This window comes from Dokdonia pacifica, from assembly GCF_900188275.1.
Lineage (GTDB): Bacteria > Bacteroidota > Bacteroidia > Flavobacteriales > Flavobacteriaceae > Dokdonia > Dokdonia pacifica.
Genome location: NZ_FZNY01000015.1, coordinates 17,904 through 31,665, shown reverse-complemented (window position 1 = coordinate 31,665; position 13,762 = coordinate 17,904). Strand labels below are relative to the sequence as shown.

Below are 13,762 nucleotides of genomic sequence, written 5' to 3'. Positions count from 1 at the left end.
GAACTCAAAGAGAGTTTGTAGGACACTTTACACTGAAAAGGTAAAAGGAAAATCTACAACTAAACATATTATAATAAACATAAAAAACTCCTAGTAATACACTAGGAGTTTTTTTATGGATACAAATTACAATGTGTTTTAAGAAGAACAGAGATATAAATTATTAAACTTCCTTAAGGACTGATTAAGTGTTATGAAAAATTATATAACTATGTTATATATGATATAAAAGATTATAATCTAAAGGTGAATGATTCAAGTAATAAGCTTTAATAACAGCTTCCTGCTTAAAAGAAACTATAGTTGCTTATGAGTTGTTTTGTATATAATGAAAACTAAGATGAAAATAGAATGTAATGAGCGTAGCATTCTATGATATTAAATAAATTACCTAAAGAGTTCCCAATCTAGTTTTAAAGAAAACACATTAGAATAAATAGCAGCACTTTGATCTCCTATATCTGTAAGTGCATAATCAACATGAATACCTTTGTATTTAAACCCTACGCCTATATTTGGTTGAAACCCTATAGATGTGGAGTTGTCTAATTCTGTAATCTCTTGAAAGTTTCCTACTCCAGCGCGTACATAAACAAGTTCAGAATAACCAAATTCAAATCCAAAAGCAGGAGTAACACTTACTGCTGAAGATGATATAACATCATTTGTTTGAGCAAAGCGAACATTAAGATCAATCTCGGCTTTGAAACTATAATCATAATGATGAACCCAAGTTCTTCCGAAACCAGCTTGTAGTTTAGGAATTGTAATTTCTGTACTCTCCGGTAATTCTTGATTTTGCCCTTCTACAGCATCACTAATTGTAGCAAATTGTTCTTCATCAATACTCCATGCGTTTACTGTAGTTGTAATATCACGAGCCATTAATCCAAAATTCCAATTTCCTTTTTGCCATTGCAAGCCTATATCAATTCCAAATCCCCAGCTATTTGCAAAATCTCCTATAACACGTCGTACTACTTTTGCATTGGCACCTATATTAAGACCATCTAAAGGTAATTTACGGGCATATGAAAAGGTAACAGCCCAATCTGCGGTAGAGAATAAACTAATTCTATTAAAATCTATATTCCCTTCTGCATCTATAAGTTGGGTAGTATTTAAAATGTCATCTACGCCAAAACGTATAACAGAAACACCTATGGCACTTTTATCATCTAACGGTTTTGCAAAAGCGATATAATCGTAGTTAGCAATATTCGCAAAGTAGGAAGCATGCATAATAGAAACTTGGTTGTCTTCTAGATGTACAAGCCCAGCGGGATTCCAATAACCAGAATTTACATCATTTGTACTCGCGACAACAGCGTTACTCATCCCCAAAGCAGCAGCATCTACACCTATGTTTAAGAACTCATTTGAGTACTTACGGACAGCTTGTGCACTTACAGAAATGGTAAGTAATATAAAAATTATGGTAATGTTCTTTTTCAATGGCAGTAATTACGGGGCAAATATCCCCTTTTTATTACATATTTTAAACTTTATTTTAATCGAGATATTGTATATATAATTACATAATTCATTTTCTTTTCTATTTTTACACAAATACTAGGAATGGGATTCAAAAAATATATACCTAATGCCCTTACAATGGGGAACCTTTTAAGTGGTTGTATCGCTGTACTATTTGCTGTACATGATCAAATGGAGTACGTCGCATTTTTTGTGGCTTTAGGAATCTTTTTTGACTTCTTTGATGGCTTTTTTGCACGTCTTTTCAATGTTCAAAGTGAGGTGGGTCTTCAATTGGACTCGCTTGCAGATATGGTAACAAGTGGAGTAGTGCCTGGTGTTGTTATGTATCAGTTGTTATTGGATGCCACAGATATTCCTTGGGGAGCTTCTCTTGAAGAACATCATTTTAATATCGCTTATGTAGGGTTTATAGTTACTTTAGCCTCTGCGTATAGGCTTGCAAAGTTTAATGTGGATGATCGCCAGACAAATTCTTTTATAGGTTTGCCAACCCCGGCTAATACACTTTTCATTATTAGTATTCCTCTTATTTTGATGTATGGTGAGTACGCTTTCGCGAAAGCGGTATTCACAAACCCTTATGCTTTAATAGGGATTGCAATAGCAAGTAGCTATATGCTTAATGCAGAAATCCATTTGTTTGCGCTTAAATTTAAAACGTGGGGTTTTGCAAAAAATAAAATTCGTTATTTATTTATTCTGACCAGTATTGTACTTATTATCTTTTTACAATACCTAGCAATTCCATTACTCATTGTATTGTATGTACTGCTATCATTAATTTTTCCGGATAAGGATATAAATTATTCTACTAAAAACGAATAAGGAAGTATCTTTGCAAAAAAGACACTTTTTATGACAAATCCAGAGGTAAGAGCACTAGAACCTAAAGTGCTTTGGAATAAGTTTGCAGATTTAAATGCGGTACCACGCCCTTCAAAAAAAGAAGAACGTGTTATACAGTTTATGAAAGATTTCGGAAACCATCTTAATTTAGAAACTATAGAAGATGAAGTAGGAAATGTAATTATACGTAAACCTGCTACTGCTGGAATGGAAAATCGTAAGATGGTGGTGATGCAATCACATCTAGATATGGTACATCAAAAAAATGCAGATACTACTTTTGATTTTGATACACAGGGTATCGAGATGTATATAAAAGATGATTGGGTACATGCAAAGGGTACTACTTTAGGAGCAGATAATGGTCTTGGTGTTGCAACTATTATGGCAATACTGGAAAGTGATACTATTGTGCACCCAGCAATCGAAGCTTTGTTTACTATAGATGAAGAAACTGGGATGACAGGTGCTATGGGATTAAAAGAAGGCGTCTTAAAAGGTGATATTCTACTTAATCTTGACACAGAAGAAGATGATGAAATAGGTGTAGGTTGTGCAGGAGGTATAGATGTGACTGCAATAAGATCTTATAATGAAGAAGTTGTTGGGGAAGGTAAAATAGGATATACTATTGCAGTAAGAGGCCTTAAAGGTGGGCATTCTGGAATGGATATTCATGTAGGATTGGGGAATGCAAATAAATTAATGAATCGTTTACTATTTAATGGTTTTGAAAATTTTGGATTACAGATTGCTCAAATAGATGGAGGAAGTCTTCGTAATGCAATCCCTAGAGAAAGTTTTGCTACTGTGGTGGTAGATGCCATACAAAAAGATGCTTTTGAATTTGAATTTGGGACATTAGCAAAAACTATTCAGAAAGAATATGAAACATTAGAGCCTAATTTAGAAATGGTGTTATCTAAAGCTGAACTCCCTGAAAAAGTAATGGAGTTAGGTGTTCAAGAAGGACTCACGAAAGCATTATATGCAGCTCATAATGGAGTATACCGTATGAGTCCAGATATAGAAGATTTAGTAGAGACTTCAAATAATATCGCACGTGTTATTGTAAAAGAAGGAGCTATCAAAATAGGATGTCTTACAAGGTCTTCTGTAGAGAGTTCTAAAATGGATTTAGCAAATGCACTTAGAGCTACTTTTGAATTAATAGGTTGTGAAGTAGAGTTGTCTGGTGATTATCCAGGATGGGCACCTAATATGAAAAGCCCTATTCTTGCAGTTCTTGTCGAGAAGTACAAACAAATTAATAATACAGCACCTCATGTTGCTGCTTGTCATGCAGGATTAGAATGCGGTATTTTAGGACAAAATTACCCAGATATGGATATGATCTCTTTTGGACCTACAATTAAAGGAGCTCACTCTCCAGATGAAAGAGCAAATATACCATCAGCTCAGAAATATTGGAATTTTGTACTTGAGATATTAAAGGATATTCCTGTAAAATAAATACGAAGTATTCATAAAAATAAAAAAGGCTAGCGATTGTTTCGCTAGCCTTTTTTTATAAGGAGTATTTCAGATTATTTTTGAGGCTCTATAATTCCTACAAGTTCTAATTCAAAAACTAAATCAGAATTTGGAGGTATAAAACCAGGATATCCAGAAGGACCATATCCTAAATGTGAAGGAATAAATACAGTCATCTTATCTCCAATACTCATTAATTGAAGACCTTCTTTAAAACCAGTAATAAGGTTTGCTTCTGGGCTGTAAAGTGTTCCTAATGGATTGTAACCAATAGCATCTTTACGACGCTGATCAAATTTGTCTTGGCTTTTTGCTACTTCTTCGATACTTGTATCAAATAGTTCACCACTTTCAGCAAAGAATCCAGCATATTTTACTTGTACAGAATCTCCAATAGCAGGTTTTTGTCCTCTTCCTTTTTGATCCCAGTGTATTTTAAGACCGCTAGGAAGTTCTTCTGCTTTAGCCGATTTTTCTTTAAATCTATTTGTAAATTCTGCAAACCTGTTTTCATATTTTTCTAGCTCTTTTGTAAAAGTAGCTGGAGCATCAAAGTTTTTGGCTGCAGTACCAATACGAATGATGTTTACCTCTCTCATGATTACATCTTCTTTTGGAGCGGTTGTACCAGGTTTCATTTCTACATCGGTAATAGCATCGATCATTTCAAAACCAAGCACTGTTTTTCCCCAAACTGAGTGACAGCTTATTGGTCTTCCATTTGGACCTCTTTCACCACATCTTTTTCTACCTCCATTTTGATCAAAACCATCAAGATGCGGTGTTGCTTTATGAGTGATGAAAAACTGACTTCCATTCGTGTTTTTACCAGAATTTGCCATAGAAAGAATACCTACAGTATCATGTCTTCTTGTAGGAGTTACTTCATCATGAAATTTATAACCTGGTCCTCCAGAACCAGTACCTAATGGATCTCCTCCTTGAATCATAAAGTTTTTCATAACTCTATGAAATTTTAAACCATTATAATATGGTTTATTAGCATAAGCACTGTCTACCATAGGATGTGTTCCTTCAGCAAGGGCTACAAAGTTTGCTACCGTAGCAGGAGCATCTTCATAATATAATTCGGCAACTAGAGTGCCTTGATCTGTAATAAATTCTGCGTAGATACCATCTTTTAAATCGGGATATTTATCATTGCATGAAAGCAATGCAAAAAGGGCTGCAATAAGTAACATGGATATTTTTTTCATGGGTTATAAAATGTATTAATTATTTTGGTTCATTATCTTTTATACTAAGTAGGGTTACTGTAGATCGAATAGGAATATTACTTCCTATTTTATCCTCAAAACCATAGTAACCATATGCTTTATGTGAAGGAAATAAAAATGTAATTGTTTCTCCCTCTTTTAAAAGCTTAATTCCATCACGTATTCCTGAGATAAGCTCTTGATTACTCTGATCTACTTTAATGGCTTGTACCCCGATCTCTTCTTTAGAAAGAATCGTTTTTCCAGATAGCGTTTGTAAATCATAGAGAACATTAACAATATCTCCTTTTTTTGGGGTTCTTGTATTTGTAGAATCTTGAGTAACATACGTATACCAAAATCCACTTTCCGAACTTAGATAGGTAGTGCTAGTATCTTTTTCAATACGCTTTTTTATGATGATTTCTTCTGCTGCAATAAGCTCTTTATTTCGCTCTATGGATTCCGTAATATAAGATCCTGTTTTTTGAGAGATAGGGCGTCTTGCCTCTGGTTCTTTGCACGCAAGTAGACATAAGATGATTGTGATGAAAGTAATTCCTTTTTTCATTACTTATAGTTTGTCTTTATAACGTGGTAATATACTAATAAATTGGTCTACTGTTTCTTTTAATGAAAGATCGCTTTTTCCTCCGGCAGCATTTGTATGTCCACCACCATGATAATGTGTACGAGCAAATTCATTGACTGAAAAATCACCTTTAGATCGCAAAGACATTTTTATAATATTATCTGCTTTATTTTCAATAAAAATCACTGCAAAAATAATTCCTTTTAAAGACAATCCATAGTTTACAAAACCTTCTGTATCTCCTTTCTGAAAATTATGATCGTCTAGCTCTTTTTGAGTTAATGTGATATATGCTGTTTTAAACTCCGGAAGAATTCTAAGGTTTTTAAGCGCTACTCCTAAGAGTTGTAGTTTTGTGTGACTATTTGTATCGTATATATTACGGTGTATGTGAGAATTATCAGCTCCTTTTGCAATTAATTTTGAAATTACTTCATGCGTAATCGCAGTAGTAGATGGAAATCTAAACGATCCGGTATCTGTCATGATACCCGTATATAAACAGGCTGCCATATCAGCATCAATATGATCTGTGGCTTGTAAAGCATCTAGAAAATGATAAACCATTTCGCAGGTACTACTCATACTCGTATCACTGTAAGTAACCTTTGCATAATTAGAAGGCTGCTGGTGATGATCTATCATAATAAAATCGGCACTAGCGCTCGCTAGTACTTGTTCCATGTCTCCAGTTCTAGAAAAATCATTGAAATCTAATGTAAAAATAAGATCAGCACTTTCTATTTTTTGAGTAGCTATTTTGGTCGTTGCATTATAGATAATGACATCATCATTGCCTGGTAACCACTTCAAAAAATGAGGATACTCATTAGGCGCAACAACTACAGCAGTATGTCCTTGAGCATTTAAATATTTACATAAGGCAAGTGTACTCCCCATTGCATCTCCATCTGGATTTTTATGAGGGACAATAACAATAGATTTAGAAGTACTTAGTAATGACTGTACAGTCTTTATATCATTAGAATTCATAGGCAACGAAGATACAATTTATGAATATGATGCGTAAGGAAGATGCCTACTAAATTTATAAAAGTGAATGTAGAAACATAATTTGGTAAAGCTTAACATTTGCATAATGTAGAAAAGCACTATTTTTGCGCAAAATTTAAAAAGAGTTATACGCTTTCGCGAAAGCATATAAAAGAAATATTTTATTAAATAATCAAGATTCTCCTAACGTGAGAATTTAAATTAAGACTATGGCAACAAATAGAACTTTTACAATGATCAAGCCTGATGGTGTAGAAAATGGACACATCGGAGCAATTTTAGAAAAAATTACAGCGAGTGGATTTCGTATTGTAGCAATGAAATTTACACAAATGACTAAAGCAGACGCTGAAGCATTTTACGCAGTACATAATGAGCGTCCATTTTTTGGAGAGCTTGTAGAATTCATGACACGTGGTCCTATTGTTGCAGCAATTCTTGAAAAAGAAAATGCAGTAGCAGATTTCCGTACGTTAATTGGAGCTACAAATCCTGCAGATGCTGCAGAAGGAACCATAAGAGCATTATATGCAACTTCTATGGGAGAAAACGCTGTTCACGGTAGTGATAGTGATGAGAATGCTGCTATTGAAGGCGCTTTCCATTTTTCTGGAAGAGAGATGTTTTAATAAAAGACATTATTATATAAAAAAAGGCGCTATCTATTTGGATAGCGCCTTTTTTATTAAATCATCGCATCATGATGAAGTTTCTGCTAAGTATACAATATTTCCAATACCAGCACCAAGTTCTAATAAACCATTAAGTGCAACTAATTCGCCAGTAAGAAATCCTAAAACAGCTTTAGAAATAGGCTCAGGGTCTACCAATGCTGCAAATTCAGTCATTCTACTAAGATATCCGCACATACTTCCAGTTACAATAACAACAGCCAGTGTTCTATTCGTAGTTTTAGGTGCTTTTGATAATTCTACAATATGATAGACTGAAGTTGCCATTGATACAATACCAATTACAGAATTAACACCAGCTCCTACTTTTCCTACAGTAGCTTTTGCAGCTCCGCCATCATCAAAACCTTCTTTACTTTTACCAAGACCATAGAAAATTATTTTAGCTAATAAAGTAGCGCCTCCTGCTCCAGATGAGATTGCAGACCAGATTGGGTCTTGAATAGGATTAGGTTCTGCAATAAAACCAGTGATGGCAGTTGCCCCAGCACTTACAGCTCCAGTAACAGAAATAGGTCCTTCAAGAGGTCCTACACCAAATTCGGTAGCATTTTGAGCAAAAACAAATCCAGAACTTATAACCCCAACAATGCCTGAGATCATATGCCCTACTATAAAAATTACTTCTCTGGCATCATGTGAGAAATTAATAGGAATGAAAAATGCAGTTTCTTTTTCGGTACGAGAAAGACTTTGTGCCATACGACGTTGTGGAGTAGGAGTATCAGGGAAACTGGCTCTCAGATCGGCAACAGATGTTGCATCTATTATTTTCTGACTAAATCCATCATCTTTAGAGAAAGGTGCTTTTTTAAGAGCTGCTTTATAAATAATAGCAGCAGGAACAGCACCAATCATGCAAATAATATCTAATAAAGAAAAGCGTATTTTAATGCCTAAAGCATCTTCTAATATATCATGAATAATAGGAAATCTAATAGGTTCATCTATAGCCTCAATAGCAGTTCTTGCAACTAATACAAAAAGGTCAATGATAAGGTCAATAAAATTTTCTGCAGTATTAATGATAGCGTCAAACACAATTCCAGCAATTTTTTTAAGCAAATCACCAAGCTTCATGTTTATAGGGTCTTTTTGCAAGATTTCCCTATCGATGCGCTCTATAGCACTACTGAATACAGTGCCTTGATTCATAAGTGCTGTATATAATACATCTATGAGCCCTAATAAACCTGTTTTTGCAGCAAGATTTTGTTCTCCTTCCTCTAATTGATCGATATTATCTGAAAAATGTTGTTGAAAAAACATAGAAGGGGCAGAGAAGGCATCTGTAAAATCTACTCCTTTATTTGCATGTGACATTACATTAGAACTATAATCTATACGTTGCCAAGTGTCTTTTTCAATGCCTGCCCATTCATCAATATGTGTTTTTAACATTCCTGTTAATTTGGCAAGTTCTCCTTTTAAAGATTCTACCATATCTACACTATTGTGCATGGTAAGCACTAATAAGTTTTTAAAGACATCTTTAGTTCTTACTAGGTCTTCCCAATCAAATAAGTAGCTTAAGAAATCTAATAAGTCTTCAATACCCGTTTTGATAGCATTAAATACAAACTCTAGGGCACTCATTACTTTTTGAGTAGTGCTAATAATAAATCGTACGAGTTCATTTCCAATATTTACAATAAAATGCCATGCATTTTGAACATTAACTATAAAAAACTCTGAAACATCATGCGCTACGTTTTCAAAAAAACTAATGACATCACCAGCGGCTACTTCTATGGCTTTAGAAAAATCTAGAACTTCTCTACCTCTAGCTAGTTTTGGTTTTAGTAATACACCAGATTGTTGTAAAGAGCGCCTTTGTTGAATAGAGGAAACTCCAAAACTAAAGCTTTGTATTTGTTGAGTAGGTATGGCTGCCCAGTTTATAGGTCTTGTTTTTGCAGCCATTCTTCTAGTGACAGGCTTTTTCTTTAAAGAATCAGATACTTCCGTAAGCTGTTGGATAGATCGGACAATTTCTTTTCTATCATTTTCAGATACTGATGTATGAATTAATGATTTTTCTGAACCATCATTATATCTAATTTTTGCATCATTTAGTTTCTCCAAAGTATTTAATGATGTCAGTTTTTCTTGTGGCCCTTGCATTGGGTCAATGGTGATTTTTTGACCATTTGCTCCATAAATTTCATAAGAAGTAGCACTTAAAGAGTTGTTTACTAGCTCTACAATAGTCAATGCTCCTAGGTGATCTACTTTTATGGGAATAGGAGTAGTGTCTAATAAGTAATACCTATTGTTTATATACACACTATTTCGAGAGCTTGAGGCAATTTCTAAGGTAATATGATGCTTGTTTTCATCTCTAAATATGGGTTGATTGTTCTCGTCTGTTACTTTAATTCTAGTAGTGTATGAATTGAATTTGAGAGATTCAGTGTCTTTTTTATCTAGAGGTGGTAAAAGAATATCTTCATAAGACCATACTGTTGTTGTAGGGCTTTGCGTTGCTTTGGTTAATCTATTTTCACCTACGTGAGCAAAAAAAGTATTCCCTTGGTTAACTCTATTTATATATGGAGTAAGTTCTTGTACACCTTCTATTAGTATAATAGGATGTGTCCAAGCTGCTGGAATTCCTAACTTGTCACTATCGCAAGTGGTATAAAATAATTCTTGTGCTCTATTAAGCCCCCAGATGACCACTTTGTTTTTTTGAAATAATGCATATAAAGTTTCTACGCTCCCAAATAATGGATGTTCCATAAGTCTAACTGGAGCAGTTCCATCTTGTTGTTTCCCGGAAGGGAAATAACTTAAATGCGTACCTCCAGCTACAAAAAGATGTGTGGTTTTTTGATCTGTAGAAACGCTTGCAATTGCAGAAGCACCTTTTGGAAATTCAAGCCTTGTCGCTGTAGGAGCTACAGATAGGTCATATGCATTATAGAAAGGTGTATAAATAAGTTCTTGCTTCTTATTGATAGTACCGAGTGTATAAATACCTCCAATACGAGGGTCTTTTTGTCCCGCGCAACTTGTAATACTTGAAGCATGTAAATTGGCAGATAGGTCATGCGCTACCCAATATGAGCCTGTTACTTTTTTTTGTAAATCTATAAAGTATCTAAATACAAAACCTTGTGTGCTTTTAGGGTCTTTTAGAATGTCAACAACAATATATTGTTTTCTAGGAGTTTGATGAATATAGGTTTCGGTAACTACAATTTTAGAAAACTCATGGTCTTTGTCATCAAAAGGAATCGCATTCCATTGGATATCTTCTTTCCATTGTTCGTCATTGTTTTTTGTAATGGTAGCTGAATAAATGAAATCAGTATCTTTTACGCTTACGGCAAGTACAATAACAATGGCTCCTGTTTTTGTTTGTTGAGAAACACTAAATGTTTTTACTTTAATTTTTTCACCTTCGTGAAAACGAGAAATGGCACTACTTTGGTCACTTTTTATATAACCAACTTTTGACCCAATTGCCTCTCTAGTCACATAAAACACATCGTCTGTTCCTATAGAAAAGAATAAAGAATGACCTTGTTTGGTTTGTAAGGCTTCAAATTTTGTGTCTGGCGCTACAATCTCGGCGTGCTTGTAATGCTGCATTAACTCCGAAGAGTATGTTATATTAGTTTTCATATGTTCTAGAGATTAACGGTTTTTAAATGAAGTAGAAGTAGGTGATGTATAGGTGACGTGAGTCACTAAGTCTTGATGTTTTGAGAAATTAGCATCTTTGAAGACAAATGTTTTTCCTCCTGGAAATACCCATACACCAGCTCCATTGAGCATGCTTAAAATTTTCTTATCAAACCCGTTTACATAAGCAGTTTTGATAGAGTCTATTTTGTTGTTTAGATGATCAAAGAATTTATCTATAGTTCCAGCAGTTATAAAATCTAACCAGGCATCTGCTTTTATATCTACAGAATTGTCTGTAATAGTTGATTCTCCATTCTCTATGGTAACTGTAAAATTTCCATAAGCATCTACACCTATGAGGTAGTTGGTTTCAATAGTATAATCGATGAGATTTCCATCTACTTTCCCGAAATCAGCTTCAAAGTAAATATATGCAATGGCTTTTGTTATCACTTTGACTTTATTACTTTCTAAATAAATATCTGATGTTACACTATAATTAAATTTTACTTCGCTACCATTACCCCAACAAAAGCCTGATTTATTTCCACTAGTTCTACTGAAATTAAAGCTTAATACATGTGAGGTGCCATCGTTAATTACATTATATGATTTTGGAGTTGTATCTGGAGTTGCGTCAAAAGTATATATGAAAGGTTTGATAGCTCCTTCTAATTCAGTACGACATTTTACACTACTCTCAGGAATTAAAGAGATTGCATTTAATGAAGGGGCTAAAAGTGCGTTTAGATAAGAAACAAAAACCCCTCTTCGAATAGCCATTGTACCACTAAAATCACGTTTTTGAGATGTATCTACCCAATTCCATTCAAAAGCTACAGGTGCAGGCATATGATTGTTTTTAGTCATCACTAAGTAGTTTAGTGTGAACAAGTCATAGTTTTTTGTAGGTACTCCATGCTCATCTACATATGGAGAAACCATAAAGTTAAGATCTGTAGGGGTAATAGATGATTTTTTTGTAGGTTCTTGAGGCTGTACACTATACCCTAATAAAAAATCCCCATTGGGGTTGTCACCTGATTGATTTTGTTGTTTTAAGTTTTCAAAATATTGATTGATGAAAATTTTATTTAAATAGATAAAAGCAGTATCTGTAGGTTCTAATCCAGAAACTTCAGGACTCGACTCTAAACCAGCAGTATTTAAATCTAGATAGAGTTGTTGTACACTAAACATCGTATCTGGATTTAGATTTTTTACCTTTCGCTGTACTTCAATAGGTAGTTTGTTAAAAGCAGAGTCACTAGATCTTAAATCTAAATTGACATTAAATGTAAAAATCCATGGTTTTTCTTGCTCAGATTGTCTTATGTTACTCCAACTTAGCTTTCTTCTGCGATAACTTAAATTTAGGATTTCAAATTCTTTACAAACGAGTTTGTATGTCACCATACTACTTCCTTTATCTAGAGTAATGATATTGGGGATTTCATCTAGGTCAAACTCTAAAGGAAGACCCATGGTTGCTCTAAATGCAAAAGCAAATCCCAAATCATCTAGTTTTTGAACAAGGTTGTTTTCTTGTGTTTCTCCATTAGGAATATCAAATGGATCTGCTCCTAGTGCTGTTTTGAGAGTTTCATAATTCATAGGATGAATGTTGTCATCATCGTCATATGTGTAACACATAACAAATTGATGACCGCTAAACTTGTCTAAAAACTCTTTTGTAGTAGCATTAATGGATGCTTGGGTAACAGATACGACCATATCGTACCCATACTTTGGAAGTGAAAGATTAGATTTTGAAGAACTCATGCCTCTATTTTTTTAAGGGTTAATGAGTTAAAAGTATAGAGATGAGTGATCTAAAGAAATACGTAGACCTACGTATATGACTAAAAACAGGTATTCTTACGTGGTCTATTTATACGTAGATTTACGAGTGTTTTTTGTGACATTTTATAGAGATGGTAACTGTCAGTATTTCGTATGTGTATTTGGATATAAGGGTTAGAAAGTGTATAGAAATACGTATTAAAAATTACGCATTTCTAGACACAACTACCATGTAGTTATGGTGTTTATCGTAGGACTAGTTTCTTTACAACTTCTCTACCTAACTCTTCATTTAATCGTTCTAGAATTTTTTCTTTTCCGTAACTTAATTCTTCTCTGAAAACGGAAGAACTAAGATTTACTAATAATGTATCACGCTCTAATCGTACAGAAGTAGTATACGTTTTAAAAGCAGGGTTAAGTGCATACCAAGCACTTTCTACGTCAAGTTTATCAATTCCCTTTTGAAGCTTGTTTTTTGAAACAAACTCGCCTAAGGCATCACTTATAGATATAGGATCTGTATTACGTTTTGTCATTGGGAAAGGAGTATAGGCTCATATCTTCTATAACTGTAAATGTTTCCATTCTCATTAAGAAGGATTAATTCATCTTTAGTTGCTTCGATTACGGTTTCTTCCCAATGATCAAAGGCTGTTGTATATTTTAATACCAGCATATCTTTACGAATTTCTATATCTATATTCTCTGAAGATTGAGAGGTAGTAAAATTCCCATTAATGGAAGGTTGCACTTTTTTACGAATCCCTTTTTGGTTATTTTGAATCTCAAAAAAATCGATATTTTGACTCAAGGAAAACTCTTTTGCTTTACCATCGGGTGTCGTTACACCTGCAATTTCCCAATATCCATTAAGATATGTCAACTGTTCTTCAGGATTTTGAGTACAAGCACATAGACTTGTAACAATGACTAAATAGATAAGATGTACTCGTTTCATATGGTATTCA

At 34.1% G+C, this 13,762-nt stretch carries 11 protein-coding genes; 3 read left to right on the top strand and 8 right to left on the bottom strand.

The genetic code is table 11. From position 1 onward, the window contains the following. Positions 1–387: 387 nt before the first annotated feature. Positions 388–1,455 carry a putative type IX sorting system protein PorV2 gene (locus tag CHB80_RS24205; RefSeq protein ID WP_089374111.1) on the bottom strand — a complete coding sequence of 356 codons (1,068 nt, stop codon included), beginning with the start codon at positions 1,453–1,455 and terminating at the stop codon, positions 388–390. Between the two features lie 123 nt (positions 1,456–1,578). Between CHB80_RS24205 and CHB80_RS24200 the strand changes: the two genes are divergently transcribed. Both CHB80_RS24200 and CHB80_RS24195 read left to right on the top strand, forming a co-directional pair. Further along, positions 1,579–2,325: a CDP-alcohol phosphatidyltransferase family protein gene (locus tag CHB80_RS24200; protein ID WP_089374110.1), complete on the top strand. Its 747-nt coding sequence runs from the start codon at positions 1,579–1,581 to the stop codon at positions 2,323–2,325. Between the two features lie 30 nt (positions 2,326–2,355). Next, positions 2,356–3,819: an aminoacyl-histidine dipeptidase gene (locus CHB80_RS24195; protein WP_089374109.1), complete on the top strand. Its 1,464-nt coding sequence runs from the start codon at positions 2,356–2,358 to the stop codon at positions 3,817–3,819. Positions 3,820–3,893: 74 nt separating this feature from the next. On the opposite strand, the gene CHB80_RS24190 is transcribed toward CHB80_RS24195, so the two are convergent. From CHB80_RS24190 to CHB80_RS24180, 3 genes are read right to left on the bottom strand one after another with little or no spacing between them, the layout of a single operon-like run. Then, complete coding sequence (locus CHB80_RS24190) at positions 3,894–5,057, bottom strand: peptidylprolyl isomerase (RefSeq protein ID WP_089374108.1); 1,164 nt, start codon at positions 5,055–5,057, stop codon at positions 3,894–3,896. A gap of 19 nt (positions 5,058–5,076) precedes the next feature. Next, positions 5,077–5,628: a gliding motility-associated peptidyl-prolyl isomerase GldI gene (gene gldI, locus CHB80_RS24185; RefSeq protein WP_089374107.1), complete on the bottom strand. Its 552-nt coding sequence runs from the start codon at positions 5,626–5,628 to the stop codon at positions 5,077–5,079. 3 nt (positions 5,629–5,631) lie between these two features. Further along, a complete protein-coding gene (locus CHB80_RS24180; RefSeq protein ID WP_089374106.1) occupies positions 5,632–6,642 on the bottom strand; it encodes a DHH family phosphoesterase in 1,011 nt (336 codons plus the stop codon). A 230-nt stretch (positions 6,643–6,872) separates the two neighbouring features. On the opposite strand from CHB80_RS24180, the gene CHB80_RS24175 reads away from it, so the two are divergent. After that, positions 6,873–7,292, top strand: coding sequence for a nucleoside-diphosphate kinase (locus tag CHB80_RS24175; protein ID WP_089374105.1), 420 nt, complete (start codon positions 6,873–6,875; stop codon positions 7,290–7,292). Positions 7,293–7,361: 69 nt separating this feature from the next. Here CHB80_RS24175 and CHB80_RS24170 read toward each other — a convergent pair whose 3' ends face one another. From CHB80_RS24170 to CHB80_RS24155, 4 genes are all read right to left on the bottom strand, one after another. Beyond that, positions 7,362–10,985 (bottom strand): hypothetical protein, encoded by a 3,624-nt coding sequence (locus CHB80_RS24170; RefSeq protein WP_143337249.1) that lies wholly within the window; start codon positions 10,983–10,985, stop codon positions 7,362–7,364. Between the two features lie 12 nt (positions 10,986–10,997). Continuing rightward, entirely contained in the window at positions 10,998–12,770 is a 1,773-nt protein-coding gene (locus CHB80_RS24165; protein ID WP_089374103.1) for a hypothetical protein, read from the bottom strand. 266 nt (positions 12,771–13,036) lie between these two features. Further along, positions 13,037–13,330 (bottom strand): DUF721 domain-containing protein, encoded by a 294-nt coding sequence (locus tag CHB80_RS24160; RefSeq protein ID WP_089374102.1) that lies wholly within the window; start codon positions 13,328–13,330, stop codon positions 13,037–13,039. Continuing rightward, positions 13,327–13,752, bottom strand: a complete 426-nt coding sequence (locus CHB80_RS24155) for a hypothetical protein (RefSeq protein WP_089374101.1) — start codon at positions 13,750–13,752, stop codon at positions 13,327–13,329. The genes CHB80_RS24160 and CHB80_RS24155 overlap by 4 nt, the downstream gene beginning before the upstream one ends. Between the last annotated feature and the right edge of the window lie 10 nt (positions 13,753–13,762).

Coding starts and splice junctions, on each gene's coding strand:
- CHB80_RS24200 (WP_089374110.1), top strand. CDS start 1,579: ATGGGATTCAAAAAATATATACCTAATGCCCTTACAATGGGGAACCTT.
- CHB80_RS24195 (WP_089374109.1), top strand. CDS start 2,356: ATGACAAATCCAGAGGTAAGAGCACTAGAACCTAAAGTGCTTTGGAAT.
- CHB80_RS24190 (WP_089374108.1), bottom strand. CDS start 5,057: ATGAAAAAAATATCCATGTTACTTATTGCAGCCCTTTTTGCATTGCTT.
- gldI (WP_089374107.1), bottom strand. CDS start 5,628: ATGAAAAAAGGAATTACTTTCATCACAATCATCTTATGTCTACTTGCG.
- CHB80_RS24180 (WP_089374106.1), bottom strand. CDS start 6,642: ATGAATTCTAATGATATAAAGACTGTACAGTCATTACTAAGTACTTCT.
- CHB80_RS24175 (WP_089374105.1), top strand. CDS start 6,873: ATGGCAACAAATAGAACTTTTACAATGATCAAGCCTGATGGTGTAGAA.
- CHB80_RS24170 (WP_143337249.1), bottom strand. CDS start 10,985: ATGAAAACTAATATAACATACTCTTCGGAGTTAATGCAGCATTACAAG.
- CHB80_RS24165 (WP_089374103.1), bottom strand. CDS start 12,770: ATGAGTTCTTCAAAATCTAATCTTTCACTTCCAAAGTATGGGTACGAT.
- CHB80_RS24160 (WP_089374102.1), bottom strand. CDS start 13,330: ATGACAAAACGTAATACAGATCCTATATCTATAAGTGATGCCTTAGGC.
- CHB80_RS24155 (WP_089374101.1), bottom strand. CDS start 13,752: ATGAAACGAGTACATCTTATCTATTTAGTCATTGTTACAAGTCTATGT.